The organism is Vibrio sp. 1078-1 (assembly GCF_033340475.1).
Genome location: NZ_JAWOWM010000018.1, coordinates 1 through 22,512, shown reverse-complemented (window position 1 = coordinate 22,512; position 22,512 = coordinate 1). Strand labels below are relative to the sequence as shown.

The window sequence follows — 22,512 nt, the reverse complement described above, 5'->3', positions numbered from 1 at the left end:
ATTTAATTGAGCGTCAGAGCTTACTCTAAATGCAAATCCAACGGCGTTTTACTTGGCCTGCCACCAATTTCTCGTGTGAGTTTTGGCACCAGATAACCCGATACACGCGTGATGAGTCCGCGCATAATAGCTTTCGCTTCTTCGTCCGAAATAAAGTAGTGCGCTGCGCCTTGCACCTTATCAAGAACGTGGAGGTAATAAGGCAAGATACCCGCGTCAAATAAGGCCTCACTTAATGCCACTTGAGCTTCTACCGAATCATTCACGCCTTTCAGCAGAACGCCTTGGTTTAGAAGCGTAACGCCCGCTCTTTTGAGCTTGAACATCTGTTCAGCAAATTCGTCATTGATTTCGTTAGCATGGTTGATGTGAGTGACGAGGATGATTTGTAACCTTGATGCCTGCAGCAGTTGGCATAGTTCATCAGTGACTCGAGCAGGAATCACCACAGGTAAACGGCTATGAATACGCAGACGTTTGATGTGAGGAATATGAGCCATGTGCTCTAAAAGCCAATGAATCTCATCGTCTTTTGCCATTAATGGATCACCACCTGAGAAGATGACTTCGTTCAACTCTGGTTGTTGTGCCATGTACTCTAAGCACTTGGTCCAGGCTTGTTTCCCGCTTTTGTTCTCTTGATAAGGGAAGTGACGACGAAAACAGTAACGGCAATTTACCGCGCAGCCACCTTTGACAATCATCAGGGCGCGGTTGCGATACTTGTGTAGCAGGCCAGGGACTTCATTGTCCTGCTCTTCCAATGGATCATTGGAGTAACCCGGATGCACCTCAAATTCGTCGCTCAGTGGTAAAACCTGACGTAAAAGAGGGTCTTTAGGGTTGCCTTTCTCCATCCTATCGACAAAACTTTGCGGTACACGCTGTGCAAACAGCTTGCGCGCGGCAAACCCGTCTTGCCACGGTGAAGGATCAATTTCCAGTATTTCGAGCAATTTTGCAGGATCAGAGATCCCATTCGCCAACTGTTTGAGCCAGTTTTGCTCAACAGATTCGACTTTTCGGGTTATTATGTGCGGCATTGAATTTAGCTCTAAGAATGTAAGAGGAAAAAATGGCTACAGTTAGCACCAATGAATTTAAAGGCGGTCTTAAGTTAATGCTTGATAACGAGCCTTGTGTAATTCTGGAAAACGAATACGTTAAACCAGGTAAAGGCCAAGCGTTCAACCGTGTTAAAATTCGTAAACTTCTTTCTGGTAAAGTGCTAGAGAAAACATTCAAGTCTGGTGACACTTGTGAAGTGGCAGACGTAATGGATATCGACCTAGATTATCTATATTCAGACGGCGAATTCTACCACTTTATGAACAGTGAAACGTTTGAACAGATCGCAGCGGATGCAAAAGCGGTAGGTGAAAACGCTAAGTGGTTGGTAGAAAACAACACTTGTATGATCACTCTTTGGAACGGTAACCCAATTACTGTTACTCCACCAAACTTCGTTGAGCTAGAAGTTGTAGACACAGACCCAGGCCTGAAAGGTGATACTCAAGGTACTGGCGGTAAACCAGCGACGCTATCAACTGGCGCTGTTGTTCGTGTTCCTCTGTTCATCTCAATTGGTGAAGTGATTCGCGTAGATACTCGTACTGCTGAATACGTAGGTCGTGTGAAGTAAGCACTTTATATGATTGTTAGAAAGGTCGCTTCGGCGGCCTTTTTTATTGCCTGTGATTCTTCTCTTTTAATCCCTCTGCGTAAAACATCGATATCCTCCGCAAATTTTTGATGATTTTGTATTATTCGTAAAAATCTTATTTATTCCATGAATCTGTCGATTATTCCTTAATGTAACATTTTGATACATTAGTACTTGTCGCTGAGTTGCATAGCAATCTGATTTTTATCGATTTAACTCAGTAACAATCCAAAAAGGAGAACAAAATGGAAAGCAGAGGTTTAGGAAGGGGTTTAAAGGTGGAAGAAAGACGTCAGTTACTACATAAAGGATTAAAAGCAGCCGTATTTGGCGTACCGCTGTTGGCAATAGGCTTAACGATTAATAGCTCGGTGCTGATGACCGATGCGGGTTACAGCTACGTGCATCAGAATAATATTACTGGTGAGTTGGATGTGTTTACTGAACCTGGCATTCATTTTCGCATGCCATTTCTGTCCAAAATCACCAAGTATGACCAAGTCATCACCGTGTCATTCGGTAACAGCAAGGGCGAAGATTTTTATCAACGTCTTGATGCGATTCAGGTTCGATTTGCCGACACCTATATTGGTCAGATCCCCGTAACATTCCGCTTTAAGCTCAGTAATGACCCTGAAGCGGTGAAGAAGATGCATAAAGAGTTCCGCAACAACAGTAACTTGATCGATGCGCTGCTTGTAAAGAACGCACGTAACGTAACGGTGATTACCGCAACCCAATACACGGGTGAAGAGTTTTTCCAAGGTGGTTTGAACCAGTTCAAATCGAAACTTGGCGATCAGTTACGAGAGGGGATTTATCTAACAGAGCGACGTCAGGTTGAAGTGGAAGAGTTGGATCTTGCGCCTGTTGGGGCGAATCAAGCTAATCCGAACCAATTACAGCGCACCAATCAACTGGTATGGAAAACTGTGCCAGTCGTAGACAAAACCGGGCAACCGATTCGTCAAGACAATCCGTTACAACAATACGGTATTCAAGTGACGCAGGTGACCATTGGTGACCCACAGCCCGAAAAGCAATTAGATCAGCTATTGGCAGATAAAAAGCGTTTAGTGGCGGATCGTATTCGCGCGATTCAGGAACAAGAAACGTCGAAAGCACAGGCAGAGACCGAGCAGTTACGCAAAGAGATTCAACGAACACGTGAGGTGCAAGACGCCCAGCGTGGTAAAGAACTCGCAATTATTGCTCAACAAAAAGAAGTGGAAGTGGCGCGTCAGATTGCAGAGCGTGAAATCGTTGAAGTGGAAAAAACCAAACGACTTGCTGAGGTCGAGAAGGAGAAAGAGCTAGCTATCGCAGAGGCTAACTTAGCGATTCAAAAAGCGAACGCACTTTCTGCTGAGTTTGAAGCGAAAGCGATATTAGCGAAAGGTCGCGCAGAATCTGAAGTCCTAAAAGGTAAGTATGCGGCGTTAGGAGCAAACCGTGAAGTTTACTTGGCAGAATTGAATCGAGACGTAGCGAACTCGCTGTACAACAATTTGCAAAACTTCCAAGTTCAGATGCCACAAAATTACATTGGTGGAAGTGACGAAACGGGCTTGAAAACAAACCTAGATGTGATTACTGGCTTTGGTGCTCTGGGTCTTATGGACCAGACAAAGAAGGTCGCACAGCAATAAGATCATGGGTGGTCAAAAGCTTAAAAAGCAAAAAGATCATAGGTAACCCAAAGCAATAAAAAGCTGGCATTTAGCCAGCTTTTTCTTTTTTTGGTTAGTCTCTTAAATCATGAAGATAAAGATAACTGCTAGTGCAGTGATGAGGCCTGCAAATGCATAGCATGCAATTTTACCAATCACACCAGTGTGGAACTTAAGGTCGTGCATGCCGTGGTGTACACGGTGCATTGCATGCCACATTGGCAATGCTAGCGTGCCAATGATGAATAGCGCACCGATGATGCTGGTTGCGAATGCAGAGACACGCTCGTAGCTCATCGCTTCTGCATCAATCACGCCTAGTGGGACCAAGATACCTAGCACAAGAACAGTGATTGGCGTGATCATCGCGAACCAAGTACCACCTGCGCCAAACAGACCCCACCAGATTGGCTCATCAGAACGTTTTGGTGATGTGTTTACACTATAATTCGGTTTCATTGCTCAGCTCCTTACACCACGATGAGAACGATCAGTGAGATGAACGCAACCGCGGCCCACTGAGTCAATACGATGATCTTCTTGTCCACGGGTTTGCCTTTCAAACGAATTGGCATTACTTGTGGCATCATGCTGAAGAAAGTTTGAGCGTGGAATAGGCTACCGAGTAGTGCAACGATGTTGATTGCGACTACGATTGGGTTCGCCATGAACGCTAACCAACCTTGCCATGCTTCAGGACCTTTCACCAAGCAACCTAAACCGAAAGTTAGGAACAGAGTGAATAGGATTAACGGAAGCACCGTCGCTTCACGTAGCATGTAGAAGCGGTAGAAAGGATGGTTCTTCCACCAAGTGCGTTTTACTTCACGAACGTAAGGTTTACGATTGCTCATCCTTATGCCTCCACTTTCTTTGGTGAACCATCAGGTTTCAACATAGCAATCACGAAGTCCATAGAAGACTCCACTTTGCCTTGGTTTACTGCCGCTGCTGGGTCAACGTTCTTCGGACAAACTTCAGAACAGTAACCAACAAACGTACAACCCCAAGCACCGTTTTCACCGTTGATAAGCTTCATGCGCTCATCTTTACCGTTGTCACGGCTGTCTAGGTTGTAGCGGTGGGCTAGCGTTAGTGCAGCAGGACCGATGAACTCTGGGTTAAGACCAAACTGAGGACATGCTGCATAGCACAGACCACAGTTGATACAGCCAGCGAACTGCTTGTATTTCGCCATCTGTTCTGGCGTTTGCAAGTTCGTACCGTCTTCTGGTTTACGATCGTTACCAATGATGTATGGTTTGATTGCTTCTAGGCGCTCGATGAATGGCGTCATATCAACAATCAAGTCTTTCTCGATTGGGAAGTTCGCTAGAGGCTCGATAGTCACACCGTCTGGGTAGTCACGTAGGAAGCTCTTACAAGCAAGTTTCGGTACGTTGTTCACCATGATGCCGCAAGAACCACAGATCGCCATACGGCAAGACCAACGGTAAGACAGATCTTTGTCTAGGTGGTCTTTGATGTAACCAAGTGCGTCAAGTACAGACATGGTTTCATCGAATGGGACTTCGAATGTTTGCTTGTATGGTTCTGCATCTTTTTCTGGGTCGTAACGCAGGATGTCTACTTTTTGAATGCGATTTGCTGACATTATGCTTGCTCCTCTGCGTTCTTCTCTTCAGCCGCGGCTTTTTCTGCTGCTTCACCGTATAGACGAGCTTTTGGTTGTGACTTAGTGATGGTCACATTGCTGTAATCGATACTTGGTGCTGACTCTGGCTTGTAGAAAGCAAGTGAGTGTTTTAGGAAGTTCACGTCATCACGTTCTGTACAACCGTCGTCTAGACGTTGGTGCGCACCGCGAGATTCTTTACGTAGAATCGCAGAGTGAACCATCGCTTCTGCGACTTCTAGGCCATAACCCACTTCGATTGCGTATAGAAGGTCTGTGTTGAACACTTTACCTTTGTCTTTGATGCTGATGCGTTTGTAGCGTTCTTTCAACTCAGTGATTTTGTCGATAGTCGCTTGCATCAAATCTTCTTGGCGGTATATACCACAGCCCGCTTCCATGGTGTGGCCCATTTCTGTGCGTATTTCTGCCCAGTTTTCGTCGCCTTCTTGGTTCATCAGTTTCGCGATGCGCTCTTCAACGGCTTTGACTTGCGCGTCAATTGCCGCGTCGTTCCAACCTTTGAATTCTGCTGCGCGTTTCACTGCGTTTTCACCCGCTACGCGGCCAAATACCACGAACTCAGCCAGTGAGTTAGACCCTAAACGGTTTGCACCGTGAAGACCAACAGACGCACATTCACCCACCGCGAATAGGCCTTTAATGCGAGTTTCACATCCGCCGTCCGTTTCAATACCACCCATGGTGTAGTGAACGGTTGGACGAATTGGAATTGGCTCTTTTGCAGGGTCCACGTTTACGTAAGCTTTTGCTAGCTCACAGATGAACGGTAGACGTTCTTGTAGGTACTCTTCACCAAGATGGCGAAGGTCTAGGTGCACCACGTCACCCAGTGGGTGTTTGATGGTGTTGCCTTTCTGTTGTTCGTGCCAGAAAGCTTGAGAAACTTTGTCACGAGGACCCAGTTCCATGTATTTGTTCTTCGGTTGGCCAACTGGAGTTTCAGGGCCCATGCCGTAATCTTGTAGGTAACGATAGCCGTTCTTGTTAACGATGATACCGCCTTCACCACGACAACCTTCCGTCATCAGGATACCTGTGCCAGGAAGACCGGTTGGGTGGTATTGAACGAATTCCATATCACGTAGAGGAACGCCGTGACGGTACGCCATTGCCATACCATCGCCCGTTACGATACCGCCGTTGGTGTTACAGTGGTAAACACGGCCCGCGCCACCTGTTGCTAGAACAACAGATTTTGCTTTGATAGTAACAAGCTCGCCTTCAGACATGTGAATAGCAATCAGACCTTGAACTTCGCCTTCATCAACAAGCAGATCCAACACAAAGTACTCATCAAAACGTTTGATGTTGCTGTACTTCATTGATGTCTGGAATAGCGTATGAAGCATGTGGAAGCCAGTTTTGTCTGCAGCGAACCAAGTACGTTCAACCTTCATACCACCAAAGCGGCGTACGTTGACTTCACCGTTCTCTTTACGACTCCATGGGCAACCCCATTGCTCCATTTGGATCATTTCGCGAGTCGCGTTCTCTACAAAGTATTCAACAACATCCTGTTCACATAGCCAGTCACCACCGCCAACAGTGTCGTTGAAGTGGTTGTCTAAGCTATCTTCATCCTTGATAACTGCTGCTGAGCCACCCTCTGCAGCGACCGTGTGGGAGCGCATTGGATAAACTTTAGAAATCAGAGCGACTTCTAAGTCAGGGTTTGCTTCAGCCGCTGCAATAGCAGTACGAAGACCAGCGCCGCCTGCGCCGATGACTGCGATATCTGTGGTGATAATTTGCACAGTTATCCTCCAGTGTGTGATTGCGGAAATCCGCTTGTTATTGTGATTGCGAGGCGCTCTTTTAAAAGAACTCCCCAAAAGTAGTAGGGTTAGTGTAGATGAGCCACATGGCAGAAAAATTGATGTAATTGGGTTTTTGCTTCGGTAATGCACTTAAGGGCATAGAATTTATAGGTTATGTGACTGCTATCACGGCACGAAACATTTGAAACTCAAACGTCATATCCATGAATGTTAAATGAGTGTTGCCCGACATTGCTGTCATTGATAACAGGTTTTATTTCGAATGTTTTTTGTACTGCAGCACGAGTAATGCTTGCTTCAAATTTAAACAATGTGGCGGGAAAATAGAGAAGGGAAATTCCCCTCTCGTCGAACCGTGAAAAGCATGTAGAATGGGGTTTTTACGCGCTAAATTAGAGTTTTGAGAGACTTATTATGCAAACCAACTGGCAACCTACCGCTTCCATTGAGCAACTTCGTCAACGTGCGACGTTAATCGCCGCCATTCGTCAATTCTTTGCAGAGCGACAGGTGATGGAAGTGGACACGCCAGCGATGAGCCACGCGACCGTGACTGACATTCATTTGCATACTTTCCAAACCGAGTTTGTTGGCCCTGGTTACGCTGATGGCAGTAAGCTGTTCTTTGTGACCAGTCCAGAATTCCATATGAAGCGCCTTTTGGCAGCGGGCAGTGGTTGTATTTATCAAATCAATAAAGCGTTTCGTAACGAAGAAAATGGTCGATACCACAACCCCGAGTTTACGATGTTGGAGTGGTATCGCGTTGACTTTGACCATCATAAATTGATGGATGAAATGGATGACCTGTTGCAGCTGGTATTGAAGTGTGGCGCAGCGCAGCGCATGACGTATCAGCAAGCCTTCATTGATGTGTTGGGTGTGTGTCCACTGGAAGGCTCGATGACTGAGCTGAAAGCGGCGGCAAGCAAGCTGGGTTTGAGTGACATTGCTGAGCCAGAAGAAGATCGCGATACGTTGCTGCAACTGTTATTTAGCGTGGGAGTAGAAAACAAAATTGGTCAGGATGTGCCGGCTTTTGTGTACGACTTCCCGGCGTCACAGGCGGCGCTCGCAAAAATCAATCCTCAAGATCATCGCGTCGCGGATCGTTTTGAAGTGTACTTTAAGGGGATAGAGCTGGCGAACGGATTCCATGAACTGGACAACCCGAAAGAGCAATTAGCGCGCTTTGAACAAGATAACGCAAAGCGTATCGAAATGGGTTTAAAACCGCAGCCGATCGATTATCATCTGATTTCTGCACTGGAAGCAGGATTGCCAGACTGTGCAGGGGTTGCGCTGGGTATCGATCGTTTGATCATGCTGGCGCTAGGCTGTGACCACATTGATCAAGTCACGGCCTTTCCATTTCCAATCGCATAAGGATATCCAATGAACTTGACGGCTGCACGTTTCGTCATCTTGAGCTACGCCATATTGATCGCTTTTTTATCTCTGAGTTCAGGTGAACTACAAGACTGGGGCAATATCGCGTACCTCGACAAAATGCAGCACGCCATGGCGTACAGCGGCTTTGCGTTTTTAGGTTGCTTTTGCGTGTGGCGTTGGCGTCAACGTTGGGCGGTGGCGATGGGTATTTTGCTATTTAGCGCCGTCATTGAGTGGCTACAAGGCTATGTCGGCAGACAAACCTCTTGGTTAGACCTTGTCGCCAACTCGACTGGCATCTTAACTGGTCTGTTATGTTACCGTATTTGGAGCCTCTATCGACCTAGGTTGGTGAAGTCGCTATACTCGATTCGTTAATGAAGAGGGAATACGATAACAATGAAAACGCGCGACAAAATCGTCTACGCGGCACTGGAGTTGTTCAACCAACATGGTGAGCGCAACATCACCACCAATCACATTGCCGATCACATCGAAATTAGCCCTGGTAATCTGTATTACCACTTCCGCAATAAGCAAGAAATCGTTCGTGAGATCTTTGCGCTTTATTCAGCAGAACTTTTAGAAAGATTTACCCCTATTCAAGGCTCACAAGAGAGCCTGACTATGCTGAAGAGCTACCTAGACTCTATTTTTACCTTGATGTGGAAATACCGCTTTTTCTACGCAAACCTACCAGAAATCTTGTCACGAGATGAACAGCTGCACGAGCAGTACATCGATGTGCAAGAGAAGCTGCAAGCCAACCTCATTGCTATTATGCAAGAGTTCGTAACGATGAAGCTGTTGAATGTCGATCAACAACAGTTGAAGTCATTGGTATGTACATTACACTTGATTGCGTGTAGTTGGTTGGCGTATCAATCCGCGATGGCTTCAAAAACCAACATTACCGAGCAAATGGTGAAGCAAGGGATGTTGCAGATGCTTAATGTCGTTAAGCCATTAGCAACTGAGCAGGGCTTAGAGCAGCTACTGTTATTAGAAGATGCGGTTAGCAATCTACACAGTTAAACGTCAAACTGCTTAATATTTCGAGAGTCACTCTCATTTTCGAGTCGTGGCTCGAGTTGACTTGTCAAATATGCCACGCACAATAGTCCCATACGCTAAAAACCCTTGCAGGGATAAGATTCTCGATAAAGGAACTATCGCCCCATGAATTACGACATTTTTAATGGTGATGCTGATGGCATCATTGCTCTTCTGCAATTACGTTTGGCTGATCCTGTCGATGCCCAGTTAATAACCGGTGTAAAGCGCGACATCAAACTGGTGGAAAAAGTAGACGTGCAAGCGGGTGATGAGCTGACTGTGTTAGACATTTCGATGGAAAAGAACATGGCAGGTCTAGAGCAAGCTTTGGCTCAAGGCGCGCACGTCTTTTACGCCGACCATCACAAAGCTGGTGACATTCCTCAGCATGGTAATTTGGATGCGCACATCGATCTCGATGCCAACATGTGCACGGCGTTGATTGTCGATAAGTTGCTTGATGGGCGTTTTCATGACTGGGCGATTACGGCGGCTTATGGCGATAACATGATTGCTAAAGCCAATGAGTTAGCGAATAACGCGGGCTTGTCGCAGCAACAGAAAGAGCAGCTAAAAGAGCTGGGTACTTTAATTAACTACAACGGCTACGGCTCGAAAGTCGAAGATTTACACTTTCATCCTGCGGAGCTGTACCGAGCTTTGCTGAAGTACATGTCACCATTTGAAGCTATTGAAGATACGGCCTCGCCATACTACCAATTGCAATCGGCTTACCAACAAGACATGGAGGCGGCTCTCGCAGTGCCTGCCATGCATGAGAGCGGTAAGCTGAAGTTGTTTGAGTTACCAAACACGGCGGCATCACGCCGAATCAGTGGTGTTTATGGCAACTGGCTAGCAAACCAAACCCCTGACTCTGCGCATGCGGTACTTACTGAAAATGCAGATGGTACTTATACGGTTTCACTCCGTGCCCCGTTAAACAATAAACAAGGTGCCGTGGCCGTGTGTGGTCAGTTCCCGACAGGTGGGGGGCGAGAGGCGGCGGCAGGAATCAACGCGTTAAGCAAAGATGATGTGAATGCTTTTATTGATGCGGTAGAAACCTACTACGCATAGCATTTTCCAAAACATGAATACAACAAAGGAGCCGAGTGGCTCCTTTTTTATGACAAGTCAATAAGTCAGATAATCAGCGCTTTAACCAAGATTTCGGATTCTGCGCTTCACTATTACGACGAATTTCAAAGTACAGCGATGGCCTGTCTTGACCACCTGTATCACCCGCGAGAGCAATCACTTCGCCGGCGGTGACTCGGTCGCCTTCTTTTTTAGTTAAGGCTTGGTTGTAACCATAGAGGGTCATGTCACCTTTGCCGTGGTCGAGCAGTACCACTAAACCGTATCCGCGCAGATACTCCGCAAATACGACAGTACCAGGATAAACGGCTTTCACTTGTTGACCATAGTTGGCAGACAGCACCATGCCCTTCCAGTTTACCTGCCCGGTTTGTCGCGTACCAAAGTTGTGTAACACACTGCCTTTGAGTGGCCAAGGCAACTTACCGCGCTGTTTGCCGAGTCCGTCCATTGGCACCGCATTACGCTTCGCTGCTTTGGCTATCTCTGCTTTTAAACGGGTTTCGTTGCGTTGCAGCTCGGCTAAGTAGCGTTTGTCATTCTTGATACTGCTCTGAATTTTAGTCAGGGTTTGTTTACGCTTGGATTGTGTACTCGCTAGCGCTGTACGTTTTTCGGATTGCTGCTTGAGCAGAGTCTCGATTTGCTCTTTTTCTAGCTCGAGCTGGTTTTTGTTGTGCGCTAATTCTTGGGTTATTTTGGTGATCGCATCAATCACTTCAGCACGTGCTTTAGCTAAATGCTGGAAGTATTGGCTCATGCGGTCTTCTTCCACACCTTGATTTAACAAGTGACCATTGGCCTTCGCTCGCTCGGTTACGTAATACGTTTGCAGCAGCTGTTTGAGTTCTTCTTCTTGCTCTTGACGCTGTGCTTCTTGCAAGGCAATTTTCTCTTCCAGGTTTTCTATGTTTTTGTCTGCTTGTGCGAGGTTAGACTTGGTTTGTCGTATTTCACGCTCAAGCTTAGAAATACCAAGCTCTTGATCTTTTAGTGATTTCTGTAACTCATTGAGCTGCTTTTCTTGGGAAGAGAGCGATTTGCGCTGACGGCTTATCTCACTGGATACGCCTTTGAGCTCTTGCTGACTCACAGCAGAGGAGGTAATGGGATAAGTGGCAGATAAAGCACAAGTTAATAAAATAGCCGAGCGTAGAACAGGGTGATTTTGTTTTCGCACTTGAGAGTTACCTACCACGTTGTTGTCAAAAAGGTTTGTTGACGATTAAATACCATCTCCATGGATAAAGCTTTGCGACTTGCCGTTAAAGCCTTGATCCATATCGAGAGAGGGTTTGTCCGTTTTTGGACGTCCGACGATTTTTGCAGGCACGCCAGCCACCGTTGTGTGAGGAGGCACGGCTTGCAATACCACAGAGCAAGATCCGATTTTCGCGCCTTCACCGACTTCGATATTGCCAAGAATCTTTGCACCAGCTCCGATCATCACACCCTCGCGAATTTTCGGGTGACGATCACCGCATTCTTTACCAGTACCACCAAGGGTGACATCTTGCAGTATAGACACGTCGTTTTCGACCACGGCAGTTTCACCAATCACGATGCCTGTTGCATGGTCGAGCATGATGCCACTACCAATGCGCGCTGCAGGGTGGATATCGACCTGACATGCTACCGAAATCTGATTTTGTAGGTAAGTCGCAAGAGCGTGACGACCTTGCTTCCATAGCCAGTTTGCTACTCGGTAGCCTTGCAGTGCGTGATAGCCTTTTAGGTACAGCAATGGCATTGAGTACATTGAAACAGCAGGGTCGCGATTGACCGTGGCACAAATATCACAAGCCGCGCCGTCAGTGATGGTTGGATCAGCCGCAAAGGCTTCTTCAACCACTTCACGCACAGCCATCGCTGGCATGGAAGCGGTGTTCAATTTGTTAGCCAGAATATAACTCAGAGCGGCACACAAACTTTCATGCTTGATAATGGTGGCATGATAGAAGCTCGCCAGCATAGGCTCTTGTTCTGACATTTCACGGGCTTCTGAGACAATTTTGTTCCAGACTTTTTGTTTTTCGCAGTGTTTCATTCTCAATATCCAGAGTGGTTCTTCCGTGACCCGACAACTTCAATTTTTCTCAGATGAGCTGCAAAGGGCGGTAGATTGCTACTTTCCTTCGGCTTTTTTGTCACGAGCAAGTAAATCTTGCGCTGCTAAGCGCGCATCTTTTCCTTGATACAATACTTGATAAATTTGATCAACTATCGGCATCTCAACACCCATACGTTGAGAAAGTAGCCATACTTCTTTTGTATTGCGGTAACCCTCAACCACTTGGCCAATTTCTTCTTGAGCCGTATCAACGTCTTTACCTTGGCCTAATGCCAAGCCAAAGCGTCGGTTACGTGATTGGTTATCGGTACATGTCAGGACAAGATCGCCTAAACCTGCCATGCCCATAAAGGTTTCTGGCTGTGCACCCAGCGCAGCACCAAGGCGACTCATTTCAGCCAAGCCACGAGTAATTAATGCAGTACGGGCGTTGGCGCCAAAACCGATACCATCAGACATACCTGCACCAATCGCAATAACGTTTTTCACAGCACCGCCCAATTGCATACCAATAAAGTCACTATTGGCATATACGCGGAAGGTTTTGCTACAGTGGATTTTTTCTTGTAGATCCGCAACAAATTCAGAATCTGGAGACGCAACTGAAATTGCAGTCGGCATACCCATTGCGAGCTCTTTCGCAAACGTTGGGCCAGACAATACTGCTAGTGAGTAGTTTTCACCGATAATGTCATAAGCGACGTCTTTCAGCAGGCGCCCCGTTTCAGGTTCAAGCCCTTTGGTTGCCCAACAGATGCGAGAGTCTTCGCGCAAGAATGGTTTACAGCTGTTTAGCACGATGCCAAAGACATGGCTTGGAACCACAACCAACAAATCTCGGCTTGCTTGAACGGCTTTTTCTAAATCCGATTCAATGATCAAGCTTTCAGGGAAATCAACACCTGGTAAGAAGGCATGGTTAGCTCGGTCTGCTTCTAGGCGAGCCATGTGCTCTGGCTCGTGTCCCCAAAGAACAACGTTCGCGCCGTTACGAGCGAGTGAGATTGCCAAAGAGGTGCCGTATGAGCCTGCGCCAATCACAGTCATTGCGATGTCTTTACCGTAAGCATTGTTTGTATTTGCTTGTGTCATGCTACCGCCTAATTGTCTTGCTACTAGTAGAATCTAGTTCCTAATCGTCAAATTTTACGCCTTCTGGCGATTAGGAACTAGGAACTTTTGTCAGAAATAAAAAATGCACATTGCATCGGATGGTAGACGCTCTGTGCATTTTATTTGATTCGGTGACGTCAGCACTGTGGCTATTCGTCACTTATAAAACGTGAATTACGCTTCAGCTTCGCCTTGTTGAGCTTGCTGTTGTAGGTAGTTCATGAATAGCGCGTCAAAGTTTACTGGCGCTAGGTTCAGTTGAGGGAACGTACCTTTAACGACTAGGCTTGAGATAGTTTCACGAGCGTATGGGAATAGGATGTTCGGGCAGAATGCGCCTAGGCAATGTGCAAGTTGACCAGCTTCCATTTGTTCAGCAGTGAAGATACCACCTTGTTGAACTTCACATAGGAACGCAGTCTCTTCTTCGTTCTTCACAGTAACGGTTAGGCGTAGAACAACTTCGTAAACGCCTTCACCAAGCTCACGGCTTTGAGTGTCTAGGTCTAGTTTAACGTCTGGGTTCCACTCTTTCTGGAAAATTACTGGAGAGTTCGGCGCTTCAAAAGAAACGTCTTTTAGGAAGATGCGTTGAATTGCGAAGTTTTGTTGTGCGTCTTGAGGTGCTGCTTCAGCCATTTTTTAATCCTTAAATCAATATTTGTTGAGCTTAGAAACGTCTAAGCTCAGAAAACTGGTATGTCCTGAGACTAACTGAGCCAATCTACCTTGACTAGATGAAGCGTGTATTACGTGCAAAGCGTCACAACTTAGTGCTCCAACTGCTTTCAATTTGCTCAGTTTTTTGTCCGCGAGGCTTGGTAAAAGCGCGTTTAAACGCGAACTTTCGTTCTTGCCACGTTCCTACTTCTTACCGCGAACTAACGGCAGGTTCGCTTCGTTCCACGCAATCAAACCATTTTTTAGTAGGCTCACGTTTTCGAAGCCTGCTTTTACTAGTAGGTTTGCGCTTTCTTGAGCGGTCTGTCCTGTCTTACATACCACAATGATTGGGTCTGATTTGTGGTTTTCAAGGCTACCCAAGTTACCCGCTTTGATGTCTGACGGTAAAATGTGAAGTGAGTCGGTGATATGACCTTTTTTGAACTCGTCTTTGGTACGGATATCCACTACAACGCCGTTTTCACGGTTCATAAGATGAGTCAGTTGGTTTACGTTGATTTCTTTGTATGCGGCTGTCGCTGACTTCACGATGTTCATGATAAAGGCGACAAGAAGACCTACCCAAACCAAAGATAGAATCATGTTCTGTTGGAAAAATTCAATGTACTCTTGCATGTCTTGAGCTCTTACGCTGTTGGCGGAAAAATAAAGCAGGAGTATAGCGAGGTTACGGCTCTTAGGCGAGAGGGTTAAAATTTTCTAACGAATAATTGAGATCTCTATAAACCCGTTATGCCCTTACTATCCGTACATTTTGCTCTGGTAGCTTGATTGTTTTTGCCTATTGGACTTATCGGTTTAAGTGACTTCTGTTTTACTGAGAAAAGAGAACAATAGGTATTAACCCATCTTGTTTGATGTTGCTTTAAATTAGCGCTGTTTCAAGTGCAAAAATAAGAATGAGAAGCGTAAGAAAACCGAACTTAGACTGGGGTGTACAAAGCGTATTAGAAATGACTATGCTTGTGGAACACGATTGTCGGCACTGACTCGTTGTTCGCTTAACTTGTAAGATAGCAACAATAAATCGCAAACATTATTTGATCTTAACCTACAGTTTTGGTTAAAAAGTGTAGTAAAATTACGCTAGTTTTGTTTCAAGGTTAGATAGGGCAGCGAGGCCCTACGCCAAAAGTTACTTAAATTTGATGAGGTCATCACTATGTCAGCTAAGAAGCCATTGGCTCTAGTTATCCTTGACGGTTACGGTTACCGTGAAGACACAGCAAGTAACGCAATTGCGAATGCGAAAACACCAGTAATGGATGCTCTGATTGCGAATAACCCACACACATTAATCTCTGCTTCAGGCATGGATGTTGGCCTTCCTGATGGTCAAATGGGTAACTCTGAAGTTGGTCACACTAACATTGGTGCAGGCCGCGTTGTATACCAAGACCTGACTCGTATCACTAAATCAATTGCTGATGGTGAGTTCGAACAAACGCCTGCGCTAGTTGAAGCAATCGACTCTGCTGTGAAAGCTGAAAAAGCAGTACACATCATGGGCCTGATGTCTCCAGGCGGTGTTCACTCTCACGAAGACCACATTTACGCAGCAGTTGAAATGGCAGCGGCGCGTGGCGCAGAGAAAATCTACCTACACTGCTTCCTAGACGGCCGTGACACACCACCACGTAGTGCTGAAAACTCACTACAACGTTTCCAAGACCTATTTGCGAAACTAGGTAAAGGCCGCGTTGCTTCTCTAGTAGGTCGTTACTACGCAATGGACCGTGACAACAACTGGGATCGCGTCCAAGTTGCTTACGATCTTCTAACTCAAGCTAAAGCTGAGTTCACAGCAGAAACGGCAGTTGCAGGTCTAGAAGCGGCTTACGCTCGTGAAGAAAACGACGAATTCGTTAAAGCAACAGCTATCAAAGCGGAAGGTCAAGAAGACGCAATCATGCAAGATGGTGATGCGGTTATCTTCATGAACTACCGTGCTGACCGTGCACGTCAAATCACTCGTGCATTCGTTCCTGCGTTTGACGGCTTTGAGCGTGCAGTATTCCCAGCAATCAACTTTGTGATGCTGACTCAATACGCGGCTGATATCCCTCTAGCTATCGCATTCCCACCTGCGTCTCTAGAAAACACTTACGGTGAGTGGCTATCTAAACAAGGTCAAACTCAGCTACGTATCTCTGAAACAGAGAAATACGCACACGTGACTTTCTTCTTCAACGGTGGTGTTGAGAACGAATTTGAAGGCGAAGAGCGTCAATTGGTTGCTTCTCCAAAAGTTGCAACGTACGACATGCAGCCTGAAATGAGCTCTCCAGAACTAACAGATAAGATGGTTGCGGCTATCAAGTCAGGTAAGTTCGATACCATCATCTGTAACTACCCGAACGCAGATATGGTTGGTCACACTGGCGTTTATGAAGCGGCTGAGAAAGCAATCGAAGCTCTAGATGAAAGTGTGGGTAAAGTGGTTGAAGCAATCAAAGAAGTTGGCGGTCAACTATTGATCACTGCGGACCACGGTAACGCAGAAATGATGATCGACCCTGAAACTGGCGGCATCCACACTGCTCACACTAACCTACCAGTACCTCTAATCTATGTAGGTGACAAAGCGGTTGAATTCAAAGAAGGCGGTAAACTGTCTGACCTTGCACCAACCATGCTTTCTCTAGCTGGTCTAGAAATCCCAGCAGAAATGACGGGTGAAGTACTAGTTAAATGATTAACTAACGGCTCCGAATGACAAAAGCCCGAGTTTAAACTCGGGCTTTTTTGTATCTGGCAGTAAGGGCTGGTCTGTAAGGTTACTGAACCAATATGCCCGCACCAATCACAGCTAGGGCTGCGCCCAACCATGCAAATCGGTTTGGTCGGCGTTTCGTGTAAATCCAGAGCAGTGGTAGCAACATAATTGGCGTGGTTGAAGATAGCAGTGCAACCATACCTACATTTCCTTCTTGCAGTGCGTATAAGATTAGCGTCATGCCGACGGCCATCGCCAAGAAACCATTAAGTGCAGTAATACCAAATACGCGCCAAGTAATGTGTTGCGTCGAGTGAGCGACTTTGACCCCTAGAATTAACAACATGCTGTGGGCGAAAAAGGCACTGATCATTCGAATAGCAGAAGCCGCAACTGGGTCAATACTGGTTTGCATTACTGGCTTGGCGATGATGCCGCCCAATGCTTGGCACATTGCTGCGGTTAAGCCAAGTCCAATACCCACCCAGATGTTACCTTTAATGTCTTCCAAGACGTTATTCACTTGACCTCTTCGGCCAAAGAATATCGCCATCACCACGCCGCTAAATACCAATGATGCGCCCAGTAGTTCTATTGTGGTCATGACTTCGCTAAATAAGAAGTAGCCCAAGATGGCAGAGAACACGGCGTGGCAAGAGAATAGTAACCCGGCCTGTCTTGGCCCCATACGATTCAAACACGCGAATAGAGCGGTATCACCAATAAAAATACCAATCAGTCCTGAGGCCATCATTGGCGTTACATGTTCCCAAGAAACCGTTAACCAGCCGCCAGTTATCCAGGCCATTGTTGATAAGATCACGGCTGTGCAGCCCATACGCCAGCGGCTGTAAGAAAATGCGCCTAGGTGTTGTGCAGGAATGACCGAAATTAGGCTAGAAACTGCCCACAGAAAAGCGGCGCATAAAGCAAGCCATTCGTAACCCATGATGTGTCGACGTCCTTGTAGAGTAGAGGAGTCTTAATATGCACGAAATTTAATGGATGTAAAAGCGGCTCTGCAAGGGCAATAGTTGGCGAACAGCTCCATGACAACAAGCTCTGTCACGGAGCTTATCGATTAAAACAGCACCAGAACTGCGCCATACACGATAAATAGACCAATCAAACCAAGAATCAGCCCCACTTTCGCCATGTCTTTGCTCTCGATGAGGCCTGTTGAATAAGCCAAAGAGTTTGGTGGTGTGGAAACCGGTAAGATCATGCCAAGTGATGCGGAGAAGGCGACGACAACCAGTAAACCTTGTAGGCCACCAACCGCAATAAGGCTTGGCATTGATGTACCAATAGCGGCAGCAATAGGCATCAATAAGTTTGCTGTTGCGGTATTAGACATAAAGTTCGCCATTAACCAACACACTACTGACAGGGCTAAAACAACGGCAAATGGTGATAGCAGGCTGTAATCAATGGCGTGCGCTAATGCTTCGGCTAAGCCCGTTTTGTCTAAGGCAATACCAATTGCTATACCACCGGCAACCAGCCATAAAACATCCCAGTTAATCAGCTTGAGCTCTTCTTTTCCCATAATGCCCGTTAACGTGAACACTGCTAGTGGGATAATCGCGACAACGTATGTATTCATGCCATGCACTTTCGTTGTCATCCAAAGCACAATGGTTAGTGCAAAAGTGATGTAGACGACGATCGCACGCCAGCTCCTTTTGAATGTACCATCTAGCTTTAGTTTCATTTCTGGTTCGCTAGACGGAAACAGCTTTTGCAACAAGAACCAAGCTACAGTGAGTTGTACCAACACAAAGGGTAGACCCATTGTCATCCACGATAGGAAGTCTATCGCGTTTTCTCCAGTGAGATATTGAAGCGCTATCGCATTAGGTGGCGTGCCTATCGGAGTCGCAATGCCGCCTGTATTCGCGGCAATTGGAATACACAACACCAGTGCTTTAATGCCTAAATCCCCTTTAGGTGCTGAAGCGACGATGGGGCCAAGCAGGGCTAGCATCATCACGGTCGTGGCAGTATTGGACATAAACATTGAAAAAACGGCGGTAATTAACATCAAGCCCAGCATGATGAACTTAGGTTGGGTGCCGAATGGTTTTAATAGAACTCGGGCGAGGTTGTTGTCGAGCTCGTATTTGGAAGCCGCAATCGCAAGAGCAAAACCACCCATAAAAAGAATAATGATCGGTGAAGAGAAGGCCGAGAAAATATCGGTGTAAGCAATTAACTCTCCTAAATCATGCCCCGCTGGTGGATTGCGAAATAGATGCAAACCTTTATCCGATATCATGATCAGTTCAAGAGCGATAATAAGAATGGACGTAGCAAAAACGGGAACCGGCTCGAGAACCCAAAGTAGGGCAGCAAGAAGAAAAATAGCCAACAGGCGATGCTGAATTAAAGTGAGATCGTCAATAGGAATAGCATCAATCGGCATCATCAAAACACCGAGCGGAATTAAAAAGCACACCAGCAATTTCGCCAACGTGTTTACACTCATCTTTGGCATTGGCTGCCCCTCTAAATATTCATTCTAAGCGCAGGATAATTGATTGTGGAATGAGGGTCTTAGAGGCAGGTATGAGTTTGAGAAATAGAGGCTAAATTTCGAACGGAGTTTTGCTTTTTATCAATAAAAAGAGCCCTTAATAAAGGGCTCTTTAACGGTGTTTTACTTATTTTTTCAAGGCGTAAGGTGTGCCCATAACGGTTGGCTTACCGTTTTCCATGCTTGCGTCAAACTCAATCGCGTCTTTGGCAAACAGGTTAATAACAGTAGAACCCAGTTTGAAGCGGCCCATCTCTTCGCCTTTTTTCAAGATCACGGCCTTGTCACCCTCTGCTGGGTAATCCCATTTGTAGACAGTGTTTCCACGAGGCGGAGTGATAGTGCCAGCCCATACTTGCTCAATGCTACCAACAATTGTCGCACCAACAAGCACCTGTGCCATTGGACCAAACTCAGTATCGAAGATACACACCACACGCTCGTTACGAGCAAATAGGTTCGGTACGTTTTCTGCTGTCAGAGGGTTTACTGAGAACAGGTCACCTGGTACGTAAATCATTTGGCGCAGAGTGCCGTCACATGGCATGTGTACACGGTGGTAATCGCGCGGAGATAGATACAATGTGGCAAAAGAACCATCTTTAAATTCGTCCGCTAAATTCGCGTCACCGCCCAGCAATTCTTGTGCTGAGAAGTGATGACCTTTTGCTTGGATAAGTTGACCAGCTTCAATAGGGCCAAACTGGCTAACACAAGCGTCGGCTGGATGAGTGATGACGTTTTCGCCTTCAGAAATTGGGCGTGCGCCTTCTTTTAGCTCACGAACGAAAAACTCGTTGAACGTTTTAAAATGCTTAGGATCTGAGTGCTTTGCCTCATCCATATTCACATTGTATTGTTTGATAAACCAACGAATAACTGCTGTTGTTAGACCGCCAGCTTTTGCTGAAGCCAGTTTACCCATTAGGCGAGTGAGGCCGTGTTGTGGGATCCAGTACTGCAGTCCAACTTTAAACTTGTCCATCTTTAATTCCGATACTTCTGTTAGATTCGCGCTTTAGGGCGCGTGATGTTACTGAAATTTAATTTGCTTGTCAGTATTAGGTGAAGACTTTTTACACAGTTACAGCCTTAACTCAATTACAGATCGGCTTTTTTATTACGTGAATACTGACGATTTGCTTTGTTTTCAACCATGCTTTCCAAAATGCGATGATAGTTTTCAAAGCGAGTTTCGTTAATTTCCCCGTTCTCGACAGCTTCGCGTAGAAGGCAGCCTGGGTCATCATTGTGTTTACAATCTCGGAACTTGCAACCGCCTAAATATGGTCGAAATTCAACGAATGCTTTTGTTACTTCTTCTGCTTCCAAATGCCAAAGACCAAATTCACGTACTCCAGGTGAGTCGATCAAATCGCCACCCGTTGGAATGTGGTATAAACGTGCAGCCGTCGTGGTGTGTTGGCCCAAGCCAGAGTTCTCAGAGACTTCGCCTTCTTCCACTTCGCTCTCTAGTTCCGGCATTAACGCATTGACTAAGCTGGATTTCCCTACGCCTGATTGACCAACAAAGATATTAATTCGATCACGCAGTAGGGTTTCTAGTTCAGCAATGCCTTCTCCAGACTTCTTGCTGACCAGAAGCACTTTATAGCCAATACGTTCATATTCTTTGAGCCATTCTTCATACATTGCACGGTCATCGGCTTCTAGAAGGTCGACCTTATTTAAGACCAACAATGGCGCAATATTCAGTGTTTCTGATGCAACGAGATAGCGGTCAATAATATTTAGCGATAGCTCTGGTAATACCGAAGAGACAATGACCATTTGATCAATATTGGCTGCAACGGGTTTTAGACCATCGTAATAATCTGGACGAGTGAGCACTGAAGAGCGAGGTTCTACCGCTTCAACAACACCAGAGATGCCCGCCATAGACTCCAATCCTTCGCGCCATAAAACACGATCGCCAGATACTAGAGACTCAATACCACGGCGGAGGTTACAGCGTTGAATTTCGCCTGTTTCAAGGTCTTCAATGTCCGCGTGCTGACCAAAACGAGTGATCACGAGACCTTGCTTGCTGGCGCCTAGCATGTTTTCATCCCACTGGATGGAATCTTCTTGCTTCTTCAAACGCTTTTGTTGGTTGCTACGTACGCGTCGCACCTGACCTTTGGTTAACTTTTTCTTCTTTGCCACAATTCTGTACTTTATGTGAATTTACTCAAATGGTTGAGCCGTACTCTTGGCTCCGTGTATGAGTATCGTGTTTCTCGTATTTTGAGGTATAGTACCTCTTTTATCGATAAACAAATAGGCGGCGTAACCATGTCCTTTAGCGATCAAAACCTAATTTGGGTTGATTTAGAGATGACAGGGCTTGATCCTGAAACGCACAAAATCATCGAAATTGCTTCTATTGTCACAGATAGCGAACTAAATATTTTGGCTGAAGGTCCAGTGTTAGCGATTCATCAGCCGGAAGAAGAACTGGTGAAAATGGACGACTGGTGCACTAATACGCATACGGCAAGCGGTTTGGTGGAGCGCGTTCGAAACAGTCAAATCTCAGAACAAGACGCAGTCGCACAAACCATTGAATTTTTAGAAAAATGGGTGCCGAAAGGAGCTTCGCCAATATGTGGTAACAGCATTGGGCAGGATCGCCGCTTTTTATACAAGCATATGCCTGAGTTGGAAGAGTTCTTCCATTACCGATATGTTGACGTTAGTACTCTTAAAGAACTAGCACGTCGCTGGCAACCTGAGGTGCTAAATGGGTTCACAAAACAGGGAACACATTTGGCCTTGGACGACATTCGTGAGTCCATCGCAGAACTTAAGTACTATCGAGGTACTATTTTCAAGATTTAACTGTTAAGGTTGCGATCCAAATTGTTGTAATTTATATCGCTTTTGATTGCTTTTTCGTCGTTCAGTAAAAAAATAAAGTTTTTTTGAAGGAAGGACTTGCATCACAAAAAAATGCTCTTATAATTCGCAGCCCTAAACAGCGGAAACGTTGTTGATGCGACACTAGCTCAGTTGGTAGAGCGCAACCTTGCCAAGGTTGAGGTCACGAGTTCGAACCTCGTGTGTCGCTCC

Annotated in this window: 22 protein-coding genes and 1 tRNA gene; 9 read left to right on the top strand and 14 right to left on the bottom strand. The window is 46.0% G+C overall.

The window, feature by feature from the left end:
• Positions 1 to 20: 20 nt before the first annotated feature.
• Positions 21 to 1,043 carry an EF-P beta-lysylation protein EpmB gene (gene epmB, locus R7190_RS22300; protein WP_186584604.1) on the bottom strand — a complete coding sequence of 341 codons (1,023 nt, stop codon included), beginning with the start codon at positions 1,041 to 1,043 and terminating at the stop codon, positions 21 to 23.
• 32 nt (positions 1,044 to 1,075) lie between these two features.
• On the opposite strand from epmB, the gene efp reads away from it, so the two are divergent.
• Positions 1,076 to 1,642: an elongation factor P gene (efp, locus tag R7190_RS22295; RefSeq protein ID WP_005381500.1), complete on the top strand. Its 567-nt coding sequence runs from the start codon at positions 1,076 to 1,078 to the stop codon at positions 1,640 to 1,642.
• Between the two features lie 266 nt (positions 1,643 to 1,908).
• On the top strand, positions 1,909 to 3,312 hold the full coding sequence (locus R7190_RS22290) for an SPFH domain-containing protein (RefSeq protein ID WP_005386397.1): 1,404 nt from the start codon (positions 1,909 to 1,911) through the stop codon (positions 3,310 to 3,312).
• A 102-nt stretch (positions 3,313 to 3,414) separates the two neighbouring features.
• Here the strand turns inward: R7190_RS22290 and frdD are convergent, their stop codons facing one another.
• The 4 genes from frdD to frdA are packed head-to-tail and all read right to left on the bottom strand — an operon-like array spanning position 3,415 to position 6,747.
• Positions 3,415 to 3,792 carry a fumarate reductase subunit FrdD gene (gene frdD / locus R7190_RS22285; RefSeq protein ID WP_005381493.1) on the bottom strand — a complete coding sequence of 126 codons (378 nt, stop codon included), beginning with the start codon at positions 3,790 to 3,792 and terminating at the stop codon, positions 3,415 to 3,417.
• Between the two features lie 11 nt (positions 3,793 to 3,803).
• Complete coding sequence (frdC, locus tag R7190_RS22280; RefSeq protein WP_005381491.1) at positions 3,804 to 4,187, bottom strand: fumarate reductase subunit FrdC; 384 nt, start codon at positions 4,185 to 4,187, stop codon at positions 3,804 to 3,806.
• Between the two features lie 2 nt (positions 4,188 to 4,189).
• Positions 4,190 to 4,948: a succinate dehydrogenase/fumarate reductase iron-sulfur subunit gene (locus R7190_RS22275; RefSeq protein ID WP_005381489.1), complete on the bottom strand. Its 759-nt coding sequence runs from the start codon at positions 4,946 to 4,948 to the stop codon at positions 4,190 to 4,192.
• Positions 4,948 to 6,747, bottom strand: coding sequence for a fumarate reductase (quinol) flavoprotein subunit (frdA, locus tag R7190_RS22270; RefSeq protein ID WP_186584606.1), 1,800 nt, complete (start codon positions 6,745 to 6,747; stop codon positions 4,948 to 4,950). The genes R7190_RS22275 and frdA overlap by 1 nt, the downstream gene beginning before the upstream one ends.
• A gap of 438 nt (positions 6,748 to 7,185) precedes the next feature.
• Between frdA and epmA the strand changes: the two genes are divergently transcribed.
• The 4 genes from epmA (at position 7,186) to R7190_RS22250 (ending at position 10,299) form a co-directional block, all read left to right on the top strand.
• Positions 7,186 to 8,157 (top strand): elongation factor P--(R)-beta-lysine ligase, encoded by a 972-nt coding sequence (epmA, locus tag R7190_RS22265; RefSeq protein ID WP_065274936.1) that lies wholly within the window; start codon positions 7,186 to 7,188, stop codon positions 8,155 to 8,157.
• 9 nt (positions 8,158 to 8,166) lie between these two features.
• Positions 8,167 to 8,541 (top strand): VanZ family protein, encoded by a 375-nt coding sequence (locus R7190_RS22260; protein ID WP_005456934.1) that lies wholly within the window; start codon positions 8,167 to 8,169, stop codon positions 8,539 to 8,541.
• A gap of 21 nt (positions 8,542 to 8,562) precedes the next feature.
• Positions 8,563 to 9,198, top strand: a complete 636-nt coding sequence (locus R7190_RS22255) for a TetR/AcrR family transcriptional regulator (protein WP_005381480.1) — start codon at positions 8,563 to 8,565, stop codon at positions 9,196 to 9,198.
• Between the two features lie 144 nt (positions 9,199 to 9,342).
• Positions 9,343 to 10,299, top strand: coding sequence for an acetyltransferase (locus R7190_RS22250; RefSeq protein ID WP_065274935.1), 957 nt, complete (start codon positions 9,343 to 9,345; stop codon positions 10,297 to 10,299).
• A gap of 73 nt (positions 10,300 to 10,372) precedes the next feature.
• Here the strand turns inward: R7190_RS22250 and R7190_RS22245 are convergent, their stop codons facing one another.
• The 5 genes from R7190_RS22245 to R7190_RS22225 all read right to left on the bottom strand — a co-directional run bounded on the left by R7190_RS22245 (position 10,373) and on the right by R7190_RS22225 (position 14,803).
• A complete protein-coding gene (locus R7190_RS22245) occupies positions 10,373 to 11,518 on the bottom strand; it encodes a murein hydrolase activator EnvC family protein (protein WP_065274934.1) in 1,146 nt (381 codons plus the stop codon).
• Between the two features lie 27 nt (positions 11,519 to 11,545).
• Positions 11,546 to 12,367, bottom strand: coding sequence for a serine O-acetyltransferase (gene cysE, locus R7190_RS22240; RefSeq protein ID WP_005381475.1), 822 nt, complete (start codon positions 12,365 to 12,367; stop codon positions 11,546 to 11,548).
• Between the two features lie 78 nt (positions 12,368 to 12,445).
• Positions 12,446 to 13,483, bottom strand: a complete 1,038-nt coding sequence (gene gpsA, locus R7190_RS22235; protein WP_005381474.1) for an NAD(P)H-dependent glycerol-3-phosphate dehydrogenase — start codon at positions 13,481 to 13,483, stop codon at positions 12,446 to 12,448.
• A gap of 195 nt (positions 13,484 to 13,678) precedes the next feature.
• On the bottom strand, positions 13,679 to 14,143 hold the full coding sequence (gene secB / locus R7190_RS22230; protein WP_005386410.1) for a protein-export chaperone SecB: 465 nt from the start codon (positions 14,141 to 14,143) through the stop codon (positions 13,679 to 13,681).
• Positions 14,144 to 14,368: 225 nt separating this feature from the next.
• Entirely contained in the window at positions 14,369 to 14,803 is a 435-nt protein-coding gene (locus R7190_RS22225; protein ID WP_005386415.1) for a rhodanese-like domain-containing protein, read from the bottom strand.
• 547 nt (positions 14,804 to 15,350) lie between these two features.
• Between R7190_RS22225 and gpmM the strand changes: the two genes are divergently transcribed.
• Positions 15,351 to 16,883 carry a 2,3-bisphosphoglycerate-independent phosphoglycerate mutase gene (gene gpmM, locus R7190_RS22220; RefSeq protein WP_005381471.1) on the top strand — a complete coding sequence of 511 codons (1,533 nt, stop codon included), beginning with the start codon at positions 15,351 to 15,353 and terminating at the stop codon, positions 16,881 to 16,883.
• Between the two features lie 82 nt (positions 16,884 to 16,965).
• Here gpmM and R7190_RS22215 read toward each other — a convergent pair whose 3' ends face one another.
• From R7190_RS22215 to rsgA, 4 genes are all read right to left on the bottom strand, one after another.
• Positions 16,966 to 17,853: a DMT family transporter gene (locus R7190_RS22215; RefSeq protein ID WP_186584608.1), complete on the bottom strand. Its 888-nt coding sequence runs from the start codon at positions 17,851 to 17,853 to the stop codon at positions 16,966 to 16,968.
• A 132-nt stretch (positions 17,854 to 17,985) separates the two neighbouring features.
• Positions 17,986 to 19,401, bottom strand: coding sequence for an SLC13 family permease (locus R7190_RS22210; RefSeq protein WP_017635572.1), 1,416 nt, complete (start codon positions 19,399 to 19,401; stop codon positions 17,986 to 17,988).
• A gap of 166 nt (positions 19,402 to 19,567) precedes the next feature.
• Positions 19,568 to 20,425 carry an archaetidylserine decarboxylase gene (gene asd / locus R7190_RS22205; RefSeq protein WP_186584609.1) on the bottom strand — a complete coding sequence of 286 codons (858 nt, stop codon included), beginning with the start codon at positions 20,423 to 20,425 and terminating at the stop codon, positions 19,568 to 19,570.
• Between the two features lie 116 nt (positions 20,426 to 20,541).
• The gene (rsgA, locus tag R7190_RS22200; protein WP_005386419.1) at positions 20,542 to 21,606 is read right to left on the bottom strand and encodes a small ribosomal subunit biogenesis GTPase RsgA; all 1,065 of its coding nucleotides are present in this window, start codon (positions 21,604 to 21,606) and stop codon (positions 20,542 to 20,544) included.
• A 129-nt stretch (positions 21,607 to 21,735) separates the two neighbouring features.
• On the opposite strand from rsgA, the gene orn reads away from it, so the two are divergent.
• A complete protein-coding gene (gene orn / locus R7190_RS22195) occupies positions 21,736 to 22,281 on the top strand; it encodes an oligoribonuclease (protein ID WP_005381461.1) in 546 nt (181 codons plus the stop codon).
• A 156-nt stretch (positions 22,282 to 22,437) separates the two neighbouring features.
• Positions 22,438 to 22,510: transfer RNA gene (locus R7190_RS22190), tRNA-Gly, on the top strand.
• The last annotated feature ends 2 nt before the right edge of the window (positions 22,511 to 22,512 follow it).